The sequence below is a fragment of the Piezobacter thermophilus genome (genome assembly GCF_055386745.1).
This window is the reverse complement of the sequence record NZ_AP042380.1, coordinates 3,047,684-3,071,531: the sequence shown is the minus strand read 5'-3', so window position 1 is coordinate 3,071,531 and position 23,848 is coordinate 3,047,684. Positions and strand designations below refer to the sequence as shown.

Here is a 23,848-nt window from a genome sequence, read left to right as displayed (position 1 = left end):
CGGCATCGAACAGAGCGGATCACCGGGCGGTTCGCCGATCTCCCGGATGTCAAGGCGCGGGATGTTACAGCCTGAAACGCAATGAAAGCGTGTTGGTTCCGTTGTATCGTTCGTGGCGGACATCATCGGCGAGGGTGCGAATCAGGAACCAGCCGAACCCGCCTTCGGGCAGCATTCTGCGCGGAACGGCAAGATTCGCCGGGCGCCCTGCGGGCAGGCATCCCTCGGGCAGCGGTCGGCCGGTGTCGGAAAGCCGCACCACGAGCACACCGCCCCTCAGGGTCAGGTTCATCCGCACGAGGCCTGCCTCCGGATCGCCATAGGCGTGTTCGATCACGTTGTTGACGGCTTCGGTCAGGGCGATTTCCACCTCTCCCCCGCGAACCGGATCGATGCCGGCGCGTCGAAGAGCCTGCATCACCGACCGCAGAGCGTCGCGGGCTTCCCCCGCACGCGCGCGAAACACGCAACTGAAACGGCGACCGTGCCGCCGCTCTGCGGCGGGGTCGGGCACAGGCAGCGCTCCACTCATGCCGCCTGAGCCTGCAGCGCCGCGTCCGTGCTGGGAAACAGCCGGAAAACGGTATCCATGCGGGTCAGCCTGAACACCTTTTCCACGATCGGTGTCAGCCCGACCAGATCCAGGCGTTGCCCCTCGGGCATCCGCTTCATCGAGGCCACGATCGCGCCCAGCCCGCTCGAATCGATGAACGCGACCGCCGACAGATCGAGAATGACCCGCCCCGATGCCCCCTGTATGGCGTTGCGCATGTTCTCCTTGAACCGGACCACGGCAGCGGCATCGATCCTGTCGGCATGAACCGACACGACCCGCACCCCGTTCATTTCGACACTTGTCAGTTTCACTGCAGCTTCCCTTGCTTTCGACTGCGGGAACGAGGCTAGATGGCGATTCTTGCCATTTGGTGAACCGAAACCGGACCATTGCATTCACCGTGCTCGGAATTCGTCCCGCCCAGCAGTTTCGGCATCGACCGGGCCAGCGCGGCATCCGCAATTGCCGGGAACTTTCGAGAAGGATGAAAAATTCCTTGGAGATTTCACGAATCAACGGCATCGTGAAAATTGCAGAAAATATTTCATGGAGCCGATCGCATGACGCCGGAGAAAACGACGCCGCGTACACTGGGTGCCGACCTGCGCGCTTTGCGCAAGGCGCGCGGGCTGACGCTTTCCGAACTTGCACGCCGGCTGGAGCGTTCGGTCGGGTGGCTCAGCCAGGCCGAGCGGGATCTTTCTCGGCCCTCGGTTACCGACTTGCGGGGGCTCGCCCGTGAGCTTGGCGTTCCGGTGTCCATGCTGTCCACCCCTGCCGCCGGCGACCGCGAAGAGGCCGGTTTCGTCGTCCGAAAGGACGCCCGCCGGCCGATCGGGCGCGACAGGCCGGGCCTGACCGAAGAGCTGCTCTCGCCCGACCTGACAGACGATTTCGAGATGGTCCATTCGACCTTCGCACCTGGCAGTCGTCTCGATGCGCCGGTGACAAGACCCACGCAGGAGGTGGGATACCTGATCTCCGGCCGGCTTGACCTGGACATTGCCGGGCGGGCCTTCACCATTCACCCCGGCGACAGCTTCCGCATTCGCGGCGAACCGTTTCGCTGGGCCAACCCTTACCAGGAACCCGCCGTCGCGATCTGGGTGATCGCGCCGCCCGTTTACTGAGACCGCGCCCCATGCCTTTGCCGAGACCTCCTTCCCGCCTCTGACCCCATGACAGGAGTTGACCCCATGTCCGACTTTCCCACCACGGCCCGAATTGTCATCATCGGCGGCGGAGTCGTGGGCACCTCCTCGCTGTACCACCTGGCCCGCAAGGGATGGACCGATTGCGTGCTGCTGGAGAAGAACGAGCTTACCGCCGGGTCGACCTGGCACGCCGCCGGCAACGTGCCGACCTTTTCGACCTCCTGGTCGATCATGAACATGCAGCGGTATTCGACAGAACTCTACAGCCGCCTCGGCAAAGAGGTCGATTACCCGATGAACTACCACGTCACCGGTTCCATCCGCCTGGCACATTCGCGCGAGAGGATGCAGGAATTCGAGCGCGCCGCCGGGATGGGGCGCTACCAGGGCATCGGAATGGAGATCCTGTCGCCCGAAGAGACGAAGGAACGATACCCGTTCCTCGAAACCCATGACCTGGAAGGATCGCTCTTCGACCCCTGCGACGGAGATATCGACCCGGCGCAACTGACCCAGGCGCTGGCCCGGGGTGCGCGCGACATGGGGGCAAGGATTCTCCGGTTCACGCCCGTCACCGGTATCGACCGCAAGAGGGGCGAATGGATCGTGCACACGGAAAAGGGCGACATTCGCTGCGAATACGTGGTCAATGCCGCCGGCTACTACGCCCAGCGTGTGGGCGAGATGTTCAAACCCTTCGGGGGCCGCGCCGTGCCGATGATGGTGATGAGCCACCAATACCTGCTTTCCGAGGAAATCCCCGAGATCGCCGCCTGGAGCCGCGAGCAGGGCCGCAAGCTGCCGCTGCTGCGCGACGTGGACGTGTCCTATTACCTGCGACAGGAAAAGAACGGTTTCAATCTCGGTCCCTACGAACCGAACTGCCGCGCCCACTGGGTGACGCCCGACGATCCGATGCCCGAGGATTTCAGCTTTCAGCTCTGGAATGATGACTTGGACCGGATCGAGGACATCGTGGCCGACGCGATGGAGCGGGTGCCGCTGCTGGGCCGCGCGGGTGTCAGCCGGGTCATCAACGGCCCCATTCCCTATACCCCGGACGGTAATCCGCTGATCGGCCCGATGCCGGGTGTGCCGAATGCCTTCGAGGCCTGCGTCTTCACCTTCGGCATTGCGCAGGGTGGCGGGGCAGGCAAGGTGCTGGCGGAATGGATCACCGAGGGCGCAACCGAATGGGACATGTGGTCCTGCGATCCCCGCCGCTTCACCGACCATGCCGACCACGACTATTGCGTGGCCAAGGGGATGGAGGTCTATGGCCACGAATACGCCATGCATTTCCCCTGGGCCACGTGGCCTGCGGGACGGCCGAAGAAGGTCTCGCCGGTGCATGACCGGGTGGCCGCGCTGGGCGCGCAGTTCGGCGAATACGGTGGGTGGGAGCGCGCCAACTGGTTCGCCCGGCCCGGCGACGACACCTCGCCCGAGGCCACCCGCACCTGGGGCCGCGCCGGCCCGTGGGAGCCTCGCATCCGCGAGGAATGCGAGGCGGTGCGCGATCATGTCGGCGTGCTCGACCTGCCGGGGTTTTCGCGCTTCGAGCTCGAAGGGCCGGGGGCGGCGGACTGGCTGCTGACCCGCATCGCCGGCGGCCTGCCGCGGGTCGGGCGCATGGGGCTGGCCTATTTCCCCGACCACCGGGGCCGCATCCTCACCGAGATGAGCGTGATGCGCCACGACGACGACCGCTTCACCCTGATCACGGCGGCAACCGCCCAGTGGCACGACTTCGAACTGCTCGCGCATGCCCTGCCCGAGGGGCTGAGCCTGACGGATCGGAGCCGCGATCTCGATACCCTTATCGTTACCGGGCCGAAGGCGCGCGACCTCTTAGCGGCCATATCCGGAGACGCTGACCTGTCGCTGCCCTGGCTGTCCCATCAGCGGGCAACCGTCGCCGGGGCCGATGTCCTGCTGGCCCGGGTCTCCTTCGCTGGCGAACTGGGCTGGGAGGTCCACGCCGCCAATGCCGAAATGCCCGCGATCCACGACGCTGTTCTGGGTGCCGGCGCGAAACCCTTCGGCATGTGGGCGCTCAACTCCTTGCGCATCGAAAAGGGCTACCGAACGTGGAAGGGGGATCTGTCCAGCGACTACTCGCTGCTCGAAGCCGGCCTCGACCGGTTCGTGAAACTCGACAAGCCGCAGGACTTCCCCGGCAAGGCGGCCCTGCTGGCCCAAAGGCGGCAGGGGGTGAAAAAGCGCTTCGTCACCCTGGTCGTGGACGCGGGCGAGGCGGATGCGCCCTACATGTCAACGCTCTGGCATGACGGAGAGGTGGTGGGCGAAACCACCTCGGGCGCCTGGGGCTACCGGGTGGGCGCCTCCATCGCCCTCGGCATGCTGCGCACCGACCTGACCCGCCCGGGCACCGAAATCGAGGTCGAAATCTACGGCGAACGCCGCCGGGCCGTCGTTCAACCCGACCGGCCCCTGTGGGACCCGGCAAACGAAAGACTCCGCGCATGACCCGCCCCGCTCCCTTCCTCTTGCTCCAAATACTCCGGGGGGAGCCGAAGGCGGGGGGCAGAGCCCCCCACTGGTCGGATCGCATCAGCGATCCGAAACTGCCGAAAGGAATGAATCGATGAATGATCTTCCCGACAAGGCCCGCGTGGTCATCATTGGCGGCGGCGTGATCGGCTGTTCGGTCGCCTATCACCTGACAAGGCTGGGCTGGACCGATGTGGTGCTGCTTGAGCGCAAGCGGCTGACCTCGGGCACCACCTGGCACGCGGCCGGGCTGATCGCCCAGCTGCGCGCCACCGCCAACATGACCCGACTGGCCAGATATAGCCAGGAACTCTACGGCCGGCTGGAGGAAGAAACCGGCGTCGCCACGGGGTTCCGGCGGGTGGGTTCGATTACCGTGGCGCTGACCGCAGAGCGGATGGAAGAACTGCGCCGCGCGGCCGCCATGGCCCGCGCCTTCGGGGTCGAGATCGAGGAAATCTCCACCGCCGAGATCGCCGCCCGCTACCCGCTGCTCGATACCCGTGGCGTGGTGGGCGGCGTCTGGCTGCCCAGGGACGGGCAGGGCGATCCGGCCAATATCGCGCTGGCGCTTGCCAGGGGCGCTCGCCTGCGCGGCGCGGAGATCCGCGAGGGCATCAGGGTCACCGGAATGGCCCGTTCCGGCCGCCGCGTGACCGGGGTGGACTGGGTTGCCGATGACGGCACGGCCCGCGGCCGCATCGCCTGCGAACAGGTCGTCAACTGCGCCGGCATGTGGGGGCGCGAGGTGGGGCGCATGGCCGGCGTCAACGTGCCGCTTCAGGCCTGCGAACACTTCTACATCGTCACCGAGCCTGTCGCCGGGCTGCCGCAGCTTCCGGTGCTGCGGGTCCCGGACGAATGTGCCTATTACAAGGAAGACGCGGGCAAGATGATGCTGGGCGCGTTCGAGCCGGTGGCAAAGCCCTGGGGGCTGGACGGCATCCCCGACAGCTTCGAATTCGACCAGCTTCCGCAGGATTTCGACCATTTCGAGCCGATCCTCAAGATGGCCGTGAACCGGATGCCGGTGCTGGGGGCGGCCGGCATCCACACCTTTTTCAACGGCCCCGAAAGCTTCACCCCCGACGACGCCTATCACCTGGGCCTGGCGCCCGAATGTGACAATTTCTGGGTTGCCGCCGGGTTCAACTCGGTCGGGATCCAGTCGGCGGGCGGCGCGGGGATGGCGCTGGCGCAATGGATGGAAGACGGCGAAAAGCCCTTCGACCTGGGCGATGTGGACATTGCCCGGATGCAGCCCTTCCAGGGCAACCGCCGCTACCTGGCCGAACGGGCGACCGAAACGCTGGGCCTGCTCTATGCCGACCACTTCCCCTTCCGCCAGAAGGCGACCGCCCGCGGCGTACGGCGTTCGCCCTTCCACCGGCAGCTGCTCGACCTCGGCGCGGTGATGGGCGAGCTGGCCGGGTGGGAGCGCGCCAACTGGTTCGCTCGCCCCGGGCAGGAGCGGGAATACCGCTACTCCTGGGGGCGGCAGAACTTCTTCGACAACGTGGCCGAGGAACTCGCGGCGGTGCGCGGCAATCTGGGCCTTTACGACATGTCGTCCTTCGGCAAGCTGCGGGTCGAAGGGCCGGACGCCGAGGCCTTCCTGAACCATGTCTGCGGCAATGACGTGGCGGTGCCCGCGGGGCGGATCGTCTATACCCAGTTCCTGAACCCCCGCGGCGGGATCGAGGCCGACGTGACCGTGACCCGCCTGTCCGAGACCGCCTGGCTGGTCGTTACCCCGGCGGCAACGCGGCTGGCCGACGAAACCTGGCTGCGCCGCTATGCGGGGGAATACCGGGTGGTCATCACCGACATGACCGCGGCCGAGGGCGTTCTGGCGGTCATGGGCCCCAATGCGCGGGCGCTTATGCAGGCGGTATCCCCGGACGACTTTTCCAACGATGCCTTCCCCTTCGCCACCGCCCGGCAGATCGAGCTGGGCCTGGGGCTGGCGCGGGCCCACCGCATTTCCTATGTGGGCGAGCTGGGCTGGGAAATCTACATCTCCTCCGACATGGCCGAACACGCATTCGAAACCATCTGGCAGGCGGGGCAGGGGCTGGGGTTGAAGCTGTGCGGCATGCACATGATGGACTGTGCCCGGATCGAAAAGGCGTTTCGCCATTTCGGCCATGACATCACCTGCGAGGATCATGTGCTCGAGGCCGGGCTGGGTTTCGCCGTCAAGACCGCCAAGCCCGACTTCATCGGCCGCGACGCGGTGCTGCGCAAGCGCGACGAGGGGCTGCAGCGCCGGCTGGTGCAGTTCCGCCTGACCGATCCCGAGCCGCTGCTTTATCACAACGAACCGATCATCCGCGATGGCCGGATCGTGGGTCATCTGACCTCGGGCGCTTATGGGCACCATCTGGGGGGCGCGATCGGGCTGGGCTATGTCCCCTGCGCCGGCGAAACGGCGGACGATCTGCTGTCATCGCGCTACGAGATCGACGTGGCCGGCAGGCGGGTTCCGGCCGAGGCATCGCTGAAACCCCTCTACGACCCGAAATCCGAACGCGTAAGGATGTGACCTCCACCGGGCGCTTCGGGCATCGGTCGGCCCGGCCTGCGCGGTTGCGGTTCCCAACCGCGCCGCATTCCACTAATGCGGTGCCATGCAGTCCTTCATCATCCACATGAATGGCGACGAACGTCGCGCGCCCAATGCCCGGCGGCTGCTGTCACTGCTGCCTGGGGCAGAGATCATCGAGGCGGTGGTGGGGCGCGACATCTTCGAAGGCGCGCGCGGGCGCATCCACCCCGGCACGCTCTACCGTCCGCATTACCCTTTTCCGCTGCGCCCGGCCGAGCTGGGCGTGTTCGAAAGCCACCGCAGATGCTGGCAGCGGATCATCGACGAAGGGCTGGATTTCGCCCTGATCGTCGAGGACGACCTTGCCATCGAGCCCGACCGCTTCGGTGCCGCGCTGGAACTGGTTGCGGCTCATGCGACGCCCGGCATGTATGTGCGCCTGCCGGTGAAGCCGCGCGAGGCGCCGGCGCAGGTGCTGGCCGCGGCCGGCGGGATGCAACTGATCCTGCCGCGGGTGATCGGGTTGCAATGTATCTGCCAGGTGGTGGGGCGCGACGCGGCGGCGCGCCTTCTCGCGCTGGGGCCCGACATCGACCGCCCCGTCGATACCCTGATTCAGATGCACTGGGTGACGGGCCAGCCGGTCCATGCCCTTCTGGGCTCGGGCAACCGCGAGATTGCCCATGAGCTTGGCGGCTCCACCATCCAGACGAAACCGCCGCTGCTTTCAAAGCCCCGGCGCGAGCTGCTGCGGGCGTGGTATCGGGCGCAGGTTGCCCTGCGCCCGCAGAGGGCTCAGGCGGCGGGATCCTTCGTCAGCCGCAGATAGGGCAGCCTGACGTCGATCTCGCCGAATTTCTCGCGGGCCTCCTCGTCGCTCAGCGACAGGGCCACGATCACGTCCTGCCCGTGCACCCAGTTGGCGGGGGTGGCGATCGGCGTCTCGTAGGTGGCCTGAAGCGCATCCAGCGCACGCAGCACTTCCGCGAAATTGCGGCCCACCGACATCGGGTAGGTCATCATCAGCTGCACCTTCTTGTCAGGGCTGATGATGAAGACCGAACGGACCGTCGCCGTGTCGGCGGGGGTGCGCCCGTCGGGCAGATATGCCTCGGCCGGCAGCATGTCGAAGGCCTTGGACACCGCCAGATCGGTATCGGCGATGATCGGAAAGTCCGCCTTTGTGCCAGCGAAGCTCTCGATATCGGCCTTCCACTTGCGGTGATCCTCGGCGCTGTCCACGCTGACGCCGATCACCTTGCAGTTCCGTTTTTCCCACTCGTCGGCCAGCTGCGCGACCGCCCCGAATTCGGTGGTGCAGACGGGGGTGAAGTCCTTGGGATGCGAAAACAGGATCGCCCAGCTGTCGCCGATCCAGTCGTGAAAGGTGATGGTTCCCTGATCCGTCTCGGCGGTGAAATTCGGAACCGTGTCGTTGATGCGCAAAGCCATGTTCATCCTCCTGTCAGATATGTGGCGTTCGAACCATTGCACCCGTCTATCTAGGTGCGGGCCTGGCCCATGCCACCCCGGTACCGGACATGTGCGCGAAAAACCCGCAGCCGATTGGCGGGATTTCACCTCGGCTATTGCCCTCTCCTGCCGTGAATGACACAGTGCCGGCAAATCGCCGACCGATCGGTCGGCCAAACTGACAATCGGGAGAAGCGACCATGATCGAAAAGCGCGAATTCTACATCAACGGCGAATGGGTCGCGCCCGCGCAGGCCCGCGACCACCTGGTGATCGACCCCTCGACCGAAGAGCCCTTCGCGGTGATTTCCCTGGGCTCCGAGAAAGACACCAATGCCGCCGTCGCCGCGGCCCGCGCCGCGCTGCCCGGATGGATGGCCACGCCACCGGCCGAACGCATCGCGCTGCTGGAGAAGCTGCTGGACATCTACAAGACCCGTGGCGAGGACCTGGCGCAGGCCATGTCCGCCGAGATGGGCGCGCCCATCGACATGGCCCGCACGCAGCAGGTGGGCGCCGGGGCATGGCACCTCAAGAATTTCATCCGGGCCGCCAGGGACTTCGCCTTCGAACGCCCGCTTGGCGATCACGCCCCCAATGACCGCATCATCTACGAGGCCGTGGGTGTGGCCGCCCTCATCACCCCGTGGAACTGGCCGATGAACCAGATCACGCTCAAGGTCGGCGCGGCGGCGGTGGCCGGCTGCACGATGGTGCTCAAACCCTCCGAGGAAAGCCCGCTGGACGCGATGATCTTCGCCGAGATGATGGACGAGGCCGGCTTCCCCCCGGGCGTGTTCAACCTCGTCAACGGGGACGGAGCCGGCGTCGGCACCCGCCTCTCCGGCCATCCCGATGTGGACATGGTCAGCTTCACCGGCTCGACCCGCGCCGGGCGGCTGATCTCGATCAACGCGGCCGAAACGCTGAAAAAGGTCCACCTGGAGCTGGGCGGCAAGGGCGCCAACGTGATCTTCGAGGACGCCGACGAAAAGGCCGTCAAACGCGGCGTGCTGCACATGATGAACAATACCGGCCAGTCCTGCAACGCCCCCTCGCGCATGCTGGTCCAGCGCAGCATCTACGATCGGGCCGTGGAAACCGCCGCCGAGGTGGCAAGATCGGTGCAGGTCGCCAGCGCCCATGAGGAGGGCCGCCATATCGGCCCCGTGGTCAACGCCGCCCAGTGGCAGAAGATCCAAGACCTGATCCAGACCGGCATCGACGAGGGCGCCCGCCTGGTGGCCGGGGGAACCGGCCGCCCCGAGGGGCTCAACAAGGGCTATTTCGTGCGCCCCACCGTCTTCGCCGACGTCTCCAACGACATGACCATCGCGCGCGAGGAAATCTTCGGCCCGGTGCTGTGCATCATCCCCTTCGATACCGAGGAAGAGGCCGTCGCAATCGCTAACGACACCCCCTACGGGCTGACCAACTATGTCCAGACCCAAGACCCCGCCCGCGCCAACCGCATGGCCCGCGCTCTGCGCTCGGGCATGGTCGAGATGAACGGCCAGCCGCGCGCCGCCGGCTCGCCCTTCGGCGGCATGAAACAATCCGGCAACGGTCGCGAAGGCGGCGTCTTCGGCATCGAGGACTTCCTGGAAATCAAGGCCGTCAGCGGCTGGACCCCCGAATGAGCCTGACACCCCGGGCCGGCTGACCCCGGCCCTTCTCCCTTCCTCTTGCCTGAAATACTCCGGGGGGTCGCCATTGACGCGCCATTGGTCCGAGCGACAATGGCGACGGGCAGAGCCCCCGCCTCCGACCGCGCCACCGGCACATAAGGCCAGTTTCCGTCCCCATGATCATCACCCGCCTGCACGGCCGCCTCGGCAACCAGATGTTCCAATACGCCGCCGCCCGCGGCCTGGCGGCGCGGCTGGGGGCGAAGGTGGCGCTGGATGCGCGCACTGCCATCCGCCGCGGCGAAGGGGTCCTCACACGGGTGTTCGAGTTGCCGCTTGCCGGCCCGCCCGCCCTGCCGCCGGCGCGCCATGATTCGCTTCTGCGCTACGCGCTGTGGCGATTGTTCGGATCCAACCCGAAATTCCGGCGCGAGCGCGGCCTCGGCTACAACCGGGCCATCGAGAGCTGGGGCGACAACAGCTATCTGCACGGATACTGGCAGTCGGAAAGATATTTCGCCCATATCGCCGACGAGATCCGCCGCGACTTCGCCTTCCCCCCCATCCGCGATGCGCGCAATGCCGAAATGGCGGCGCGGATCGGTGAAACCCTGTCGGTCTCGCTGCATGTCCGCAGAGGCGACTATGTGGCGCTGGAGGCCCATGCGCTGTGCGATCAGGCCTATTACGACGCCGCGCTTGCACGGGTGCTCGACGGGCTCGGCGGGTGCCCCACGGTGTTCGTCTTCTCCGACGATCCAGACTGGGCGCGCGAGAACCTTCCCCTGCCCTGCGAAAAGGTCGTGGTCGATTTCAACGGGGGCGAGGCCGATTTCGAGGACATGCGCCTTATGTCCCTGTGCCGCCACCATGTCATCGCCAACTCGTCCTTTTCATGGTGGGGCGCCTGGCTGAACCCGAAGCCGGACAAACGCGTCGCCGCCCCCGCGCGCTGGTTCGCCGACCCGAAGCTGCACAACCCCGACATCCTGCCGCCAAGCTGGATGCGAATCGGCGGCTGAGGCCGCCTCAGAACGGGGCAGGCGCCCGAAAGCGCATCCCGATCCTGCCCTCGGGGTGGCGCAGGCGCAACTCCTCGGAATGCAGAAAGAGGCGGGGAAAATCGCGCGCCGGCCCTTCGGCATAGAACGGATCGCCCAAGACCGGATGGCCCAGCGCCTGCATGTGCACCCGCAGCTGATGGCTGCGCCCGGTCTTCGGCATCAGCCGCACCCGCGTCGTTTCCCCCTCGTGACGCAGCACCCGCCATTCGGTCAGCGCCGGACGCCCGGTTTCATGGCATACCTTCTGGCGTGGACGGTTCGGCCAGTCCACGATCAGAGGCAGATCGACCACGCCCCGCTTCGGCTCCAGCCGGCCCCACAGCCGCGCCAGATAGGTCTTTTTCACCTGCCGCCTTTCGAATTGCAGGCCGAGATGGCGCTGAGCGTGCGGCGTCAGGGCAAAGACCATCACCCCCGAGGTATCCCGGTCCAGCCGATGCACCAGAAGCGCCTGCGGAAAGGCCGCCTGCACCCGCGTCAGCAGGCAGTCGGCCAGATGCGCGCCCCTGCCCGGAACGCTGAGCAACCCCGAGGGCTTGTTCACCACCAGCAGATGCGCGTCCTCATGCAGGATCTCGATCGGCTCGTCCGGCGGGGCATAGATGGCGTCATCGGTCATGGCGTTTCCCTAACCGCCGGGTCGGCTGCCGGCAAGTTCCCCCGCCACCGGCGGGGCCGCAGGTGGCGCATTCACCGAAGCCACAAAACGCGAAGGCCCCGGCAGATGCCGGGGCCTTGCAGATTCGGGAAAGGGGCCGGTCAGCCGGCCTTTTCCTCTTTCTTCTCGCGGGCGATTTCCTGCCCGGTTTCCTGATCGACCACCTTCATCGACAGGCGCACCTTGCCGCGGTCGTCGAAGCCCAGCAGCTTGACCCAGACCTCCTGTCCCTCTTTCAGCACGTCCGAGGGATGGTTCAGGCGGCGGTTCTCGATCTGGCTGACATGGACCAGCCCGTCGCGCTTGCCGAAGAAGTTCACGAAGGCGCCGAAATCGACGATCTTGACCACCGTGCCGCGGTAGATCTGCCCGACCTCGGGCTCGGCCACGATCGCATGGATCATGTCATGGGCCTTCTGGATGGCCTCGGCATTGGGGCTGGCGATCTTGATCGTTCCGTCATCGCTGATGTCCACCTTGGCGCCCGAGGTCTCGACGATTTCGCGGATCACCTTGCCACCCGAGCCGATCACCTCGCGGATCTTGTCGGTGGGGATCTGCATGGTCTCGATGCGCGGCGCGTGGACCGAGAATTCGCCGACGCCCGAAAGCGCCTTGTTCATCTCGCCCAGGATGTGCAGCCGGCCGGCCTTGGCCTGCTCCAGCGCCTTTTCCATGATCTCGCGGGTGATGCCGGCGACCTTGATGTCCATCTGCAGCGAGGTGATGCCCTTTTCGGTGCCGGCAACCTTGAAGTCCATGTCGCCCAGGTGATCCTCGTCGCCCAGGATGTCGGTCAGCACCGCGTATGAGCCATCCTCTTCCAGAATCAGCCCCATGGCGACGCCGGCCACCGGCGCCTTGAGCGGCACGCCGGCATCCATCATCGACAGCGAGCCCCCGCAGACCGTGGCCATCGAGGACGAGCCGTTCGATTCGGTGATCTCCGAGACCAGCCGGATCGTGTAGGGGAACTCGGTCGGGGCCGGCAGGACCGCCTGCAGCGCCCGCCAGGCCAGCTTGCCGTGGCCGATCTCGCGCCGGCCCGGAGGCCCGACGCGGCCGACCTCGCCCACCGAATAGGGCGGGAAGTTGTAGTGCAGCAGGAAGTTGGACTTGAAGGTGCCGTGCAGCGCATCGACGAACTGTTCGTCATCCCCGGTGCCCAGCGTGGTCACCACCAGCGCCTGGGTCTCGCCGCGGGTGAACAGGGCCGAGCCATGGGTGCGCGGCAGCAGGCCGGTTTCGGCCACGATCGGGCGCACCTGATCCAGCGCCCGCCCGTCGATGCGGCGCCCGTTCTTCACCACGTCGCCGCGCAGCACCGAACTTTCCAGCTTCTTGATGGCGGCGTCGAGGTCGGGATCCTCCTGCTGCTCTTCGCTCAGCGCGGCGCGGATGGCCTCGCGGGCGGCGGCGACTGCGGCGACGCGCTCCTGCTTGTCGGTGACGGCATAGGCGGCGCGCATCTTCTCTTCGCCGACCTTGGTCACCGCCTCCAGCAGGGCCGAGTAGTCCCGGGGGGTGAAGTCGAAGGGCTCGTTGGCGGCCTCTTCGGCCAGCTCGATGATAAGGTCGATGACCGGCTGGATCTGCTCATGGGCGAAGGTCACGGCGCCCAGCATCTCGGCCTCGGACAGCTCGTAGGCCTCCGATTCGACCATCATCACCGCATCGCGGGTGCCGGCCACCACCAGGTCGAGCTTCTGCTCGGGGTTGAGGCGCAGCTCGTGCATGTCGTCCACGGTGGGGTTGAGCACATATTCGCCATCGACATAGCCGACGCGGCAGCCGGCGATCGGCCCCATGAAGGGCACCCCCGACAGCGTCAGCGCGGCCGAGGCGGCGATCATTGCCACGATGTCGGGGTCGTTGACCAGGTCATGGCTGAGCACCGTGCACATGACCAGCACTTCGTTCTTGAAGCCGGGCACGAAAAGCGGGCGGATCGGCCGGTCGATCAGGCGCGCGGTCAACGTCTCCTTCTCGGTCGGGCGCGCCTCGCGCTTGAAGAAGCCGCCCGGCACCTTGCCGGCGGCATAGTATTTTTCCTGGTAGTGGACGGTCAGGGGAAAGAAGTCCTGACCGGGCTTTTCCTCTTTCGCGAAGGTCACGTTGGCCATGACCGTGGTTTCGCCAAGGGTGGCGATGACGGATCCATCCGCCTGACGGGCGACCTTGCCCGTTTCCAGGGTGAGGGTCTCTTCCCCCCATTGCATCGATTTTTTCGTAACGTCGAACATTTCGTTTCCTATCCTGGCGCGGCGGGGCGTATCCCCTGGCGCCGATTTCGTGCGGGCCCCATGCCCGCGACCTCTGGTTTCTTTCGTCCCGTCCGCGCGGCAAGGCCCGACCGCGCGTCCCTTCGGATGAAGTGAAAACCGCGCCCATGAGGGGCGCGGTCTTCCATGTTCAGCGGCGCAGGCCCAGACGCTTGATCAGCGACTGATAGCGCGCTTCGTCCTTTGCCTTGAGGTAGTCAAGCAGCTTGCGCCGCTGGGCGACCATCTTCAGCAGGCCGCGACGGCCATGATTGTCCTTCTTGTGGACCTTGAAGTGCTCGGTCAGCGTGGCAATCCGCGAGGTGAGGATGGCGACCTGAACCTCGGGCGAACCGGTGTCGCCCTCCCTGGTCGCAAATTCCTTCATCACGCGGGCCTTTTCCTCGGCAGTGATCGACATCGGGGTCTCCTTCATGGGTTGGGGTGAATGGCGCAGGCCGGGATGTCGTCCAGCACAGGCCCGTGGAGATACGTCCGCACCAAACCGCCCCGTTGCGAGGCGATTCCGACGCAGATGCGCGCGTATAGGCGCATTTTGCGGAAATGGCAAAGGGTATTCGGTATCGCGCGCCTCAACCGGGTGGGTCATTCGGCGGCAAGGCCGGCCGGAAGCGATGCCGCGTCGACCACAACGATGTCATCTGCCGAAATCGCAGCCCCGGATTCGACCGCGGCTACATGGGTGCCATCCACAAAGACGTGGCTGACCGAGGGATTTTCCGCGTCGGGCCGGATATCGACCTCGGGATCCGGGTGTGCGTTCAGATCCCATGCCACCAGAAGCTGGTCCTCGGACGGGTCGAAATCGATCAGCCCCACCGCTTCTTCGCCTTCGGCCAGCGCGCCAAGGATGATCGAATCGGCCCCGGTGCCGCCGGTCACGATGTCGCCGGCCCCGGCAAGGATCATGTCATCGCCTTGCCCGCCGTTGAGGAAGTCGGCGGCATCGTCGTCGGCGCCATCGATCGTGTCGTTCCCGGCTCCGCCGAACAGGGAATCACCGCCCTGTCCGCCGGTCAGGGCATCGTCGCCGTCATTGCCATGCAGGGCGTCGGCACCGCCGCCGCCCGTGATTGCATCGTCCCCCTGTCCGCCATGGATCGTATCGTCGCCGGACCCGCCGTCGATCCGGTCATCGTCGAGATTCCCGAAGAGCAGGTCATTGTAGTCCCCGCCTTCAAGGGCGTCGTCGCCGGACCCGCCGTCGATCCGGTCGCTGCCGTCATCGCCGGTGATGCTGTCGTCACCCTCGGCACCATACAGATCGTCATCTCCGTCGCCGCCTGAGACCATGTCGTCGTCGCCATAGCCATTGATCTGATCGTTGCCGTCTGCACCCGCAAGCGTGTCGGCGTCGTCGGATCCGGGCAGAATGAGGCCGTCGCCTTCCGATCCCTCGGGATCTGTCGTGTCCGCGCCCGAGTGATCGCCTGCGCCACCCCCGATGCCATCCCCGGCATCGCCCGCCATGTCGGGTGTGCTGCCCGAGTCATTTTCGTCAGACAGCGGGTCCGCCCCGCCGTCCAGCAGAATGGCGCCGCTGACGGCCATCAGGCCCAGGAGACCGGCCAGAAAGAGCATCGCGCGATCCTCGCAAAGATTGCGTCGTTACACGGCAATTCAACCATTCCGGTGCAAGCCGGTCAAACACGATATGCCGGAGTGGTTAACGGAGTCTTCACTCCATCCATGGCGCCGGTTGTTCCCGGTAGCTGACATACAGGGGATGCCGGGGGTGTCCTGCCTTGGTCAGGCCGAGATGGAACAATCGGGCACCGGCCGCACGCAGCATCGCTTCGACCCGTTCGCCGCGGCCCAGATGCGCCCCGTGGCTGCCCCAGGCGGCAATGATCCGGTCGGCCCAGTCCGCGCCCTTCAGGATTGCGGCGTCATTGTCCGGCCCCACCGGGTCGGCGGCGGCGCGCAGTTCGCGCGGATCGGTGGCCCTCCAGGCAAAGATGTTGGTGACGCGGAACGCCCCGAAGCCGAGCGCCCGGGCGCGGCGTTCGCAGCGCTCCACGGTGGGATCGTTGCGGATCTCGGTCGCGGTGGAAGGGTTGAGCATCACGAACATCACGCGCGCGCCTTGCGGGTTCCACACCCGCGTCAGGCTGTAGCGATAGCGTTCGCAGTCGGAATAGACGGCCGATGACGGCGCGTCGCCCTTGAGGAAACTCCGTTCGATCATGGTGCCGTTGTGCCCGCCCGCAGGCGGCGGCGCAACCGGCGGGGCCCCTTGCCGGGCGCGGTCCGCGGCGGCAGGCGGCAGGTCCGCGGTCGGTTCAGTGGTTGAACACCCGCGTGGGGTGCAGCTCGCCGGCCTTGTAGATCCCCACCGCGACCGCCTTGCCGTCCAGAGAGGCCCAGCATTCGTCGCCATATTCCACATCCGCCGTCAGCACCATGCCGGGGTTGCCGTGCCGCAGGCGGGCGGCGCCTTCGGGCGTGCAGCGCAGCTCGGGCAGCTCGGCCAGCCCATCCTCCAGGGGGCGCAGATGTTCGTCCAGCTCGGGCGTGCGGGCCATGCGCTCGATGTCGTCGATGCTCAGCGCCCCTTCGGTGGTGAAGGGGCCGGCCCACAGCCGGCGCAGCTCGGTCACATGGCCGTAGCAGCCCAGCGCCTCGCCCAGGTCGCGGGCGATGGCGCGCACATAGCCGCCCTTGCCGCAGGTCATCTCCAGCACCACGTGATCGGGGTCGGGGCGATCCACCATCACCAGCTCTTCGACCCAGAGCGGGCGGGCGGCGATCTCGACCTCCTCGCCGTCGCGGGCCAGCCTGTAGGCGCGCTTGCCGTCGATCTTCACCGCCGAGAATTTCGGCGGCACCTGCATGATCTCGCCCACGAAGCGGCCCAGCGCGGCCTTGATCTCATCGTCCGAGGGGCGCCGGTCGCTTTGCGCGATCACCTCGCCCTCGGCGTCGTCGGTATTGGTGGCCTGCCCCAGCCGCACGGTGAAGCGGTAGGCCTTGAGCGCATCGGTGACATAGGGCACGGTCTTGGTCGCCTCGCCCAGCGCCACGGCCAGAAGCCCGGTCGCGGTCGGATCCAGAGTGCCGGCATGGCCCGCCTTGCGCGCGCCCAGTGCCCAGCGCACCTTGTTGACCACCGCGGTCGAGGTCATCCCCGCCGGCTTGTCGATCACCAGCCAGCCCGAAATGTTCCGTCCCTTGCGTGCCATCCTGATTTCCCCGTCATCGATGCAGGCCGCGCCTTATACGGCCTTCGGCGCGGCGGTCAACGGCGCGTGACGCCCTTGCCCGGGCTATTCTTCGCGGCTTTCCACCACGCCGACGATCGGGCCCATCGCGCGCCCGGGATCGTTGCGACCGATCTGCGGGGCGTAAAGCCGCGAGATGCTGCCATCGAAATAGAGTGCGTTGGGCAGTCCCAGGCCATCGCGGAAGAACCGCGCGAATTCGTGAAAGGTGACCGTGTTGCGAGAAATGACGAACACGACCCGCCTGCCGTCCGCGCTGCTGCCCACCCCGTTGCGGATATGGCGCGAGGTCGATTCGGGCAGGAAGCGGGGGTGCAGTTCGCCATCGATGACAAGCATCGGCCCGGATTGCGTGGCGTGGAGGCAGGCGGGCCGTTCGGCCAGAAAGCGCCGGGTTTCGATCACGTCGGCCCGGCCGGGGCGGATGCAGAACACGCCGTTGGGCAGCATGCCGAAATTGCCCGGCCCGGGGCCGGGCACGACGCGATGATATTCGCGCCCGTCCTCGACGTAATGGCCCACCGGCGACCGATCCTCGTGATACATCCCCGCATTGGTGGCGAAGGCCAGGCGTTTGCCTTGCGCCGCAAGGGCGGCATTCACGGCCCGGAACTGACCAAAGGGGCGGCCTTCCGGGTCGTAAAGGAACAGGCGCAGCTCTTCGCGCGAGGGATCGACCTCGCACAGGGTGTAGCGGTTCGAATCATGCTCGACATTTCGGCACGTGACCGCGCCTGCCCGGTCGGCGGCAAGGATCGCCGCCACCGTCAGCGCCAGAATTCCCGCCGCCCGCCGGATCACTTCTCGAGGTCGCGGCGAACCGCGTCCTGTTCGAACAGGCGCCGGGCCTCGTCCAGATGGTCGAAGGTCTCGTCCAGCCGGAACCGCAGTTCAGGCGAAAACTTCAGCCCCAGCTTTTTCCCGACGAGGCGGCGCAACTCGCCCCTGTTGCGCTCCAGCAGCTTCAGCACGTCCTCGCGCCCGCGCCCGCCCAGGGGCAGGACGAAGGCGGTCGCCACCCGCAGATCCGGCGAAGTGCGCACCTCACCCACGGTGACCGACAGCCGGTTCAGGTCGGGGTCGTGCACGGCCCCGCGTGCCAGCAGTTCGGCCAGCGTGCGGCGGATCAGCTCGCCCACCCGCAACTGCCGCTGCGACGGGCCGGGTCCATCATGAAACCTGTTCTTTGCCATGGGGCTGATCTACGCCTTGCAACGGGCTTTGCCAAGCGTGCCGCGATTGGATAGTCACCCTGTATCGGCACGGGGCCACTACGGGGAAGGAAACGCAGTCATGACACACAAGCCGGGAATCGTCGTCACCGGAGCATCGGGCCGCATGGGCCGGATGCTGATCCGCACCGTGAGCGAAAGCGGACAGGCCCACCTCGTCGGCGCCGTCGAACGACCCGGCCATGACTGGGTCGGCCAGGACGTGGGGCAGGCCATGGGCGGGGCGCCGCTGGGCGTGACCGTCACCGACGACCCGCTGGAGGCCTTCGCCCGGGCGCAGGCGATCATCGACTTCACCGCGCCCGAGGCGACCGTGCAGTTTGCCGAACTGGCGGCCCAGGCCCGGGCGGTGCACGTGATCGGCACCACCGGCATGAGCGAAGACCAGATTGCCCGGCTGGCCCCCGCCGCCCGCCATGCGGTCATCATCCGCGCCGGAAACATGAGCCTCGGTGTCAATCTTCTGGTACAGCTGACCCGGCGCGTCGCCGCCGCGCTTGACGAGGATTTCGACATCGAGGTGATCGAGGCTCACCACAACCGCAAGGTCGATGCGCCCTCGGGCACGGCGCTGATGCTGGGCGAGGCCGCCGCCGAAGGGCGTGGCGTCAAGCTGTCCGATGTCGCCGATCGCGGGCGCGACGGGCTGACCGGACCCAGGAAACGGGGGCATATCGGCTTTTCCGCCATCCGCGGAGGCGACATCGTGGGTGAACATGACGTGATGTTCGCCGCCGCCGGCGAACGCATCATCCTGCGCCACGTGGCCACCGATCGCGCCATCTTCGCCCGCGGTGCGCTCAAGGCCGCCCTGTGGGGGCAGGGCAGGGCGCCCGGCGAATACGACATGGCCGATGTGCTGGGATTGTGAACGCCCCCCTCTTTCGGCAGGCCGAGGGGCGAATTTCGGCAGATACGGGGCGCAGACGTGGCGTTCGCGCCGGCTCAGACCAGGAAGCCGCCGTCGCTGTCGTCGCCGGCCTCTTCCATCAGCCGGCCGAGGTCGGGGATGGTGACGCGGCGTTTGCCTTCGAGGTGGATCACCCCGTCCTTCTTCAGCGCCGAGATCTGGCGGCTGACGGTTTCCAGGGTCAGCCCGAGATAGTCGGCCATGGCCTCGCGCGTCAGCGGCAGGTCGAACAGCATGGGGCCGTTGACGCCGGTCTGGCTGAGCGACGCGTCGCGGCGGGCGATGATCGACAGCAGGCTTGCAATCTTTTCCCGCGCCGTCTTGCGCCCCAGAACCAGCATCCATTCCCGCGCCGCGTCGAGTTCGTCCAGCGTCATTTCCAGAAGCCGGTGCGCGATATGCGGGGTGCGGGCCATCAGCTCTTCGAACGGCTTCTTGCGGAAACAGCACATGACGATGTTGGTCGTGGCGACCACGTTGTAGGCGGCCGAATCCCGCCCCGGCCGGCCAACGAAATCCGAGGGCAGCAGAAGACCCACCATCTGGGTGCGCCCGTCCTCCATCGTCTGGGTGAGGGTCGCGATGCCCGAGACCACGGAGCCCACGAATCCCATCTTGTCGCCCGACCAGATGATCGTTTGACCCGCTTCGAAAGTGCGATAATACTTGATCGCGTCGAGTTCCTCGAGCTCCTGCGGGTCGCAGTGGGCACAGACCGCGCGGTGCCGGATCGGGCAGTCGTCGCACTTGTTATGGAGGCTCATCACGGCTGCGTTCATGGGAAATCCAGTTGATCTGCGTCAAAGAGCATCTGCTCGGGTTCCATCTAATCTAGGCTGATGGGAACGAAATCACAATTCGCCAGGCTTGGTTTGTTCGAGGCCAAAGTGCCGCGGTACACCAGCTACCCGACCGCGCCCCACTTCAATAATGACGTGGGGCCTGAACTTTTTGGCGAGTGGATCGCGTCCATCCCGCCGAAAAGCGAGATTTCGCTTTATGTGCATGTGCCGTTCTGTCGCAACCTGTGCTGGTTCTGCGCGTGCCGAACGCAGGGCACGCAGACTGATTCGCCGGTCGCGGCCTATCTGGAGACGCTCAAGGCCGAGCTGAAGCTTCTGGGCGAATGCCTGCCCGAGGGTGTGAGGCTGTCGCGCCTGCACTGGGGCGGCGGCACGCCCACCCTGTTGCGAGGGGGGATGATCGACGAGCTGGCCGGCGCCATCTTCGAGGTGGCGCCGATGGCCGAGGGCGGCGAATTCTCGGTCGAGATCGACCCCAACGAGATCGACGAGGACCGCATGGCGGCGCTGGCCCGCAACGGGCTCAATCGCGCCTCGATCGGGGTGCAGGATTTCGACGACGAGATCCAGAAGACCATCGGGCGCATCCAGGGCTATGACGTGACCCGCGATGCGGTCGAGTTGATCCGCGCACACGGGATACCCAGCCTGAACGCGGATATCCTTTACGGGTTGCCGCACCAGTCGCGGGCCCGGATGACCGAAAGCGTCCAGAAACTGCTGTCGCTGCACCCCGACCGGGTGGCGCTGTATGGCTATGCGCATGTACCGTGGATGGCCAAGCGCCAGCAGCTGATCCCCTCGGACGCCCTGCCCACCCCCGAGGCGCGGCTGGATCTGTTCGAGACCGCCCGCCAGCTGTTCCTGTGGGACAATTACGCCGAAATCGGCATCGATCATTTCGCGACGCAGGAGGACGGCCTGACCCGCGCCCTGCGGGAGGGCCGGCTGCGCCGGAACTTCCAGGGCTATACCGACGACACGGCGCAGGTGCTGATCGGGATCGGGGCCTCGTCGATTTCGAAATTTCCGCAGGGTTATGCGCAGAACGCACCGGCGACGGGGGCGCATACGGGCGCGATCCGCGCGGGGCGGTTCTCGATCACGCGCGGGCACGTGTTCCGGGGCGAGGATCGCCTTCGTGCCCGGATGATCGAGATGCTGATGTGCGAATTCCGCATCGATGCCGCGGAAATCCGGGAAAGCTTCCATGTTTCGCGCGAGTGGCTCGCAGGCGAGTTCGCCCGCGTCAATCGCGATTTCGAGGGGCTCTTGCAGGTCTCGGAAGAGGGGTTGATCATTCCCGAAGCCGTGCGCCCGCTGACCCGGATGATCGCGCGCGATTTCGACGCCTATGACCTGAGCAAGGCGGGACACAGCTCGGCGATCTGAACCTCGCCGGGCCGGAGGGGGCGTGCGAGTGAACGTCCCGGCGCGCTCATGCGCGCCGGCTGACCGTGGAGATTGCAGGCTGAAATGCGGCCGAGACACTTGACGGGGCGGGGATTGGTTTCCAACATCCTCACGGCAGGGCGCGCCACATCCGGTCGGGGATCGGAAGGTGCGGTTTGCGCCGAGGCAGGATCTCAGATCAAGGCGAAACCTGCGGATGCCGGCCATCCGTCTGTTCTCAGGTCGTGTAGTGACCATGAATCATGAAGCGGACGAAAGGGGCAGATCATCATGCGAGTCTTCACCGTTCTAGGCCCGACCCAGTCGGGAAAGACCACTCTTGCCCGGGCCCTTGCCGGCCTGGACGGCCGACCCACCCGGTTCGACGTCTGCGGTGTCGTCACGCTGCACGAATTCACCTATCTGGACGAACCCTGGATGGCGATCGACCTTGATGGCGGCGCCGACAGCATGGCCTATGCGGGCCCGGCCCTTGCCATCAGTGATGCCGTGGTCCTGTGCGTACCGCCCGACCCGGATGCGGCGGTCCTTTCGGCGCCCTATCTTCGCTTGATCGAAGAATCCGGCGTGCCCTGTTTCCTGTTCATCAACCGGATGGACAGTGCCGATGGCCGCATCCGCGATATCGTTTCGGCACTTCAGGGATATGCCCGCCACCACATCACGCTTCGCCAGGTTCCGATTCGCGAGGGCGGCCGGATCGTCGGTGCGGTCGATCTCATTTCCGAGCGCGCGTGGAAATACCGCGAGGGCGAACCCTCGGCATTGATCGAGATCCCGCAATCGGTCGAGGAGCGCGAGCACGAGGCCCGCGCCGAGTTGCTGGAAGAATTGTCGGATTACGACGATCATCTTCTCGAACAGCTGATCGAGGACAAGCAGCCGCCCAGCGACGAGATCTACCATCTTGCGGCCGAGGTCGTTCAGCATCAGCAGCTGATCGCGGCCTGCATAGGTGCGGCGGCGCATGGCAATGGCGTTCGCCGCCTGATGAAGGCGCTGCGGCACGAGGCGCCGGGGCTCGACGTCCTTGGCGAGCGGCTGGGGGTCGGTGACGGCGCGGTGGCGCTGGGCGGTTTTGCCGACGTGAAGAAGCATATCGGCAAGATCACCGTGCTGCGGGCCCTGGGTGCCGGTGTGAAGGCCCATGATCAGCTGGATGGTGCCGCCATCGGCAGCCTTGTGGCGCTGGATGCCAAGACCCCTGTCGAGGCGTTGGCGCCGGGCGCGGTGGGGCTGGCGGTGAAATCCGATCACCTGGTCCCCGGCAGACTCTATGCGGCGGGCGGTGCCACGCCGTTTCCCGAATGGGCGCATGGAAGGCCCGGCGGCACCCGGCAGCTGGTTCTGCCCGCGCATGAGCGCGACGACGTGCGTCTTTCCAGCGCGCTGGCGCGACTGGCCGAGATCGATCCCGGCCTGGCGCTGACCCAGGACGAGATGTCCGGTCAGGCGATCCTGAGCACGCAAGGGCCGTTGCACATGCGCCGGGTGGCCGAGAAGCTGGAGACGGATTTCGGCGTCGAGGTCCGGGTGGAGCCGGTTCAGAGCGAATACCGCGAAACCATCACCCGCAAGGTGGAGCAGCATTATCGTCACCGCAAGCAGTCGGGCGGGGCCGGCCAGTTTGCCGACGTGGTCATCGACGTGGAGCCCCTGCCCCGGGGGACGGGTTTCGAGTTCGAGGAGATCGTCAAGGGCGGAGCGGTGCCGCGCAACTACATCCCCGCCGTCGAGCAGGGCGCCCGCGATGCGCTTGAGGAAGGGCCCAAGGGCCATCCGGTCGTCGATGTGAAGGTGACGCTGAAGGATGGCAAGCACCATTCGGTGGACAGTTCCGACTATGCGTTCCGGACCGCCGGCAAGATGGCGGTGAAGGAGGCTATCGCCAAGGCGAACCCGGTTCTCCTGCAGCCGATCCTGCGGGCCGAGATTCACCTGCCTTCGGATTTCGTGGGCGATCTGGTCCCGACCATCAGCAGCCTTCAGGGGCAGGTGCTGGGGTTCGAGGCGCATCCACAGGCGGCCGGCTGGGAGGTGTTCAACGCCCTGCTGCCGGCGATTGCGCGCGACGATCTGATTCATTCTCTCGCAAGTGCCACGCGCGGCACCGGCTGGGCCGAGTTCCATTTCGACCATTACGAGGAGGTGCACGGCCCGGTTCCGGAAGCGGCAAGGCGCAAGGTTGCCCCTGCCTGAGGTGACCGAAGGGGGGCTCTGCCCCCCTCGGCCCTGCGGGCCTCACCCCCCGGAGTATTTGGGGCAAGAGGAAGTCCGCATCCTGTCTCTGCCTCGACGTGTGATCACAAATGATCCAACCGGTATGCGGCTTCATGGGGCGAGTCGGGGTGGGAAAGCGCCCTCGGGTCTTCGGCTGCGATCACGGTCGTGG

At 66.4% G+C, this 23,848-nt stretch carries 21 protein-coding genes; 9 read left to right on the top strand and 12 right to left on the bottom strand.

Features of this window, described 5'->3' with window-relative positions:
• Nucleotides 1-64: 64 nt before the first annotated feature.
• Entirely contained in the window at nt 65-532 is a 468-nt protein-coding gene (locus ACZ5CM_RS14890) for an ATP-binding protein (RefSeq protein ID WP_464639769.1), read from the bottom strand.
• Nucleotides 529-867, bottom strand: a complete 339-nt coding sequence (locus ACZ5CM_RS14885; protein WP_464639767.1) for an STAS domain-containing protein — start codon at nt 865-867, stop codon at nt 529-531. Before ACZ5CM_RS14885 ends, ACZ5CM_RS14890 begins: the two co-directional genes overlap by 4 nt.
• Before the next feature lie 249 nt (nt 868-1,116).
• Here ACZ5CM_RS14885 and ACZ5CM_RS14880 point away from each other — a divergent pair, with 249 nt between their 5' ends.
• The 4 genes from ACZ5CM_RS14880 to ACZ5CM_RS14865 all read left to right on the top strand — a co-directional run bounded on the left by ACZ5CM_RS14880 (nt 1,117) and on the right by ACZ5CM_RS14865 (nt 7,601).
• On the top strand, nt 1,117-1,686 hold the full coding sequence (locus tag ACZ5CM_RS14880; protein ID WP_464639765.1) for a helix-turn-helix domain-containing protein: 570 nt from the start codon (nt 1,117-1,119) through the stop codon (nt 1,684-1,686).
• A 66-nt stretch (nt 1,687-1,752) separates the two neighbouring features.
• Nucleotides 1,753-4,200 carry a GcvT family protein gene (locus tag ACZ5CM_RS14875; protein WP_464639764.1) on the top strand — a complete coding sequence of 816 codons (2,448 nt, stop codon included), beginning with the start codon at nt 1,753-1,755 and terminating at the stop codon, nt 4,198-4,200.
• 118 nt (nt 4,201-4,318) lie between these two features.
• Nucleotides 4,319-6,769 (top strand): GcvT family protein, encoded by a 2,451-nt coding sequence (locus ACZ5CM_RS14870; RefSeq protein ID WP_464639763.1) that lies wholly within the window; start codon nt 4,319-4,321, stop codon nt 6,767-6,769.
• 85 nt (nt 6,770-6,854) lie between these two features.
• A complete protein-coding gene (locus tag ACZ5CM_RS14865; RefSeq protein ID WP_464639761.1) occupies nt 6,855-7,601 on the top strand; it encodes a glycosyltransferase family 25 protein in 747 nt (248 codons plus the stop codon).
• Here ACZ5CM_RS14865 and ACZ5CM_RS14860 read toward each other — a convergent pair.
• Nucleotides 7,568-8,224 carry a peroxiredoxin gene (locus tag ACZ5CM_RS14860; protein WP_464639760.1) on the bottom strand — a complete coding sequence of 219 codons (657 nt, stop codon included), beginning with the start codon at nt 8,222-8,224 and terminating at the stop codon, nt 7,568-7,570. The genes ACZ5CM_RS14865 and ACZ5CM_RS14860 overlap by 34 nt on opposite strands.
• A gap of 221 nt (nt 8,225-8,445) precedes the next feature.
• On the opposite strand from ACZ5CM_RS14860, the gene ACZ5CM_RS14855 reads away from it, so the two are divergent.
• Nucleotides 8,446-9,885, top strand: a complete 1,440-nt coding sequence (locus ACZ5CM_RS14855; protein ID WP_464639758.1) for an aldehyde dehydrogenase family protein — start codon at nt 8,446-8,448, stop codon at nt 9,883-9,885.
• Between the two features lie 164 nt (nt 9,886-10,049).
• Nucleotides 10,050-10,895 carry an alpha-1,2-fucosyltransferase gene (locus ACZ5CM_RS14850; protein ID WP_464639756.1) on the top strand — a complete coding sequence of 282 codons (846 nt, stop codon included), beginning with the start codon at nt 10,050-10,052 and terminating at the stop codon, nt 10,893-10,895.
• Between the two features lie 7 nt (nt 10,896-10,902).
• On the opposite strand, the gene ACZ5CM_RS14845 is transcribed toward ACZ5CM_RS14850, so the two are convergent.
• The 8 genes from ACZ5CM_RS14845 to rbfA all read right to left on the bottom strand — a co-directional run bounded on the left by ACZ5CM_RS14845 (nt 10,903) and on the right by rbfA (nt 18,291).
• Nucleotides 10,903-11,556: an RluA family pseudouridine synthase gene (locus ACZ5CM_RS14845; protein WP_464639754.1), complete on the bottom strand. Its 654-nt coding sequence runs from the start codon at nt 11,554-11,556 to the stop codon at nt 10,903-10,905.
• Nucleotides 11,557-11,696: 140 nt separating this feature from the next.
• Nucleotides 11,697-13,838, bottom strand: coding sequence for a polyribonucleotide nucleotidyltransferase (pnp, locus tag ACZ5CM_RS14840; protein ID WP_464639752.1), 2,142 nt, complete (start codon nt 13,836-13,838; stop codon nt 11,697-11,699).
• A gap of 169 nt (nt 13,839-14,007) precedes the next feature.
• Complete coding sequence (gene rpsO / locus ACZ5CM_RS14835) at nt 14,008-14,277, bottom strand: 30S ribosomal protein S15 (protein WP_464639750.1); 270 nt, start codon at nt 14,275-14,277, stop codon at nt 14,008-14,010.
• Between the two features lie 185 nt (nt 14,278-14,462).
• Complete coding sequence (locus ACZ5CM_RS14830) at nt 14,463-15,458, bottom strand: calcium-binding protein (RefSeq protein WP_464639748.1); 996 nt, start codon at nt 15,456-15,458, stop codon at nt 14,463-14,465.
• Nucleotides 15,459-15,555: 97 nt separating this feature from the next.
• Entirely contained in the window at nt 15,556-16,065 is a 510-nt protein-coding gene (locus ACZ5CM_RS14825; RefSeq protein WP_464639746.1) for a DUF1643 domain-containing protein, read from the bottom strand.
• Between the two features lie 94 nt (nt 16,066-16,159).
• Nucleotides 16,160-17,065: a tRNA pseudouridine(55) synthase TruB gene (gene truB / locus ACZ5CM_RS14820; RefSeq protein WP_464642638.1), complete on the bottom strand. Its 906-nt coding sequence runs from the start codon at nt 17,063-17,065 to the stop codon at nt 16,160-16,162.
• A 78-nt stretch (nt 17,066-17,143) separates the two neighbouring features.
• Nucleotides 17,144-17,899 (bottom strand): phosphodiester glycosidase family protein, encoded by a 756-nt coding sequence (locus ACZ5CM_RS14815; RefSeq protein ID WP_464639744.1) that lies wholly within the window; start codon nt 17,897-17,899, stop codon nt 17,144-17,146.
• On the bottom strand, nt 17,896-18,291 hold the full coding sequence (gene rbfA / locus ACZ5CM_RS14810) for a 30S ribosome-binding factor RbfA (RefSeq protein ID WP_464639743.1): 396 nt from the start codon (nt 18,289-18,291) through the stop codon (nt 17,896-17,898). Before rbfA ends, ACZ5CM_RS14815 begins: the two co-directional genes overlap by 4 nt.
• Nucleotides 18,292-18,391: 100 nt before the next feature.
• On the opposite strand from rbfA, the gene dapB reads away from it, so the two are divergent.
• Nucleotides 18,392-19,201, top strand: a complete 810-nt coding sequence (dapB, locus tag ACZ5CM_RS14805; RefSeq protein WP_464639741.1) for a 4-hydroxy-tetrahydrodipicolinate reductase — start codon at nt 18,392-18,394, stop codon at nt 19,199-19,201.
• 74 nt (nt 19,202-19,275) lie between these two features.
• Here dapB and fnrL read toward each other — a convergent pair whose 3' ends face one another.
• Complete coding sequence (gene fnrL / locus ACZ5CM_RS14800; RefSeq protein WP_464639739.1) at nt 19,276-20,019, bottom strand: transcriptional regulator FnrL; 744 nt, start codon at nt 20,017-20,019, stop codon at nt 19,276-19,278.
• A gap of 60 nt (nt 20,020-20,079) precedes the next feature.
• On the opposite strand from fnrL, the gene hemN reads away from it, so the two are divergent.
• Both hemN and ACZ5CM_RS14790 read left to right on the top strand, forming a co-directional pair.
• A complete protein-coding gene (gene hemN, locus ACZ5CM_RS14795; RefSeq protein WP_464639737.1) occupies nt 20,080-21,435 on the top strand; it encodes an oxygen-independent coproporphyrinogen III oxidase in 1,356 nt (451 codons plus the stop codon).
• 291 nt (nt 21,436-21,726) lie between these two features.
• Complete coding sequence (locus ACZ5CM_RS14790) at nt 21,727-23,655, top strand: elongation factor G (RefSeq protein WP_464639735.1); 1,929 nt, start codon at nt 21,727-21,729, stop codon at nt 23,653-23,655.
• Nucleotides 23,656-23,848 lie beyond the last annotated feature (193 nt).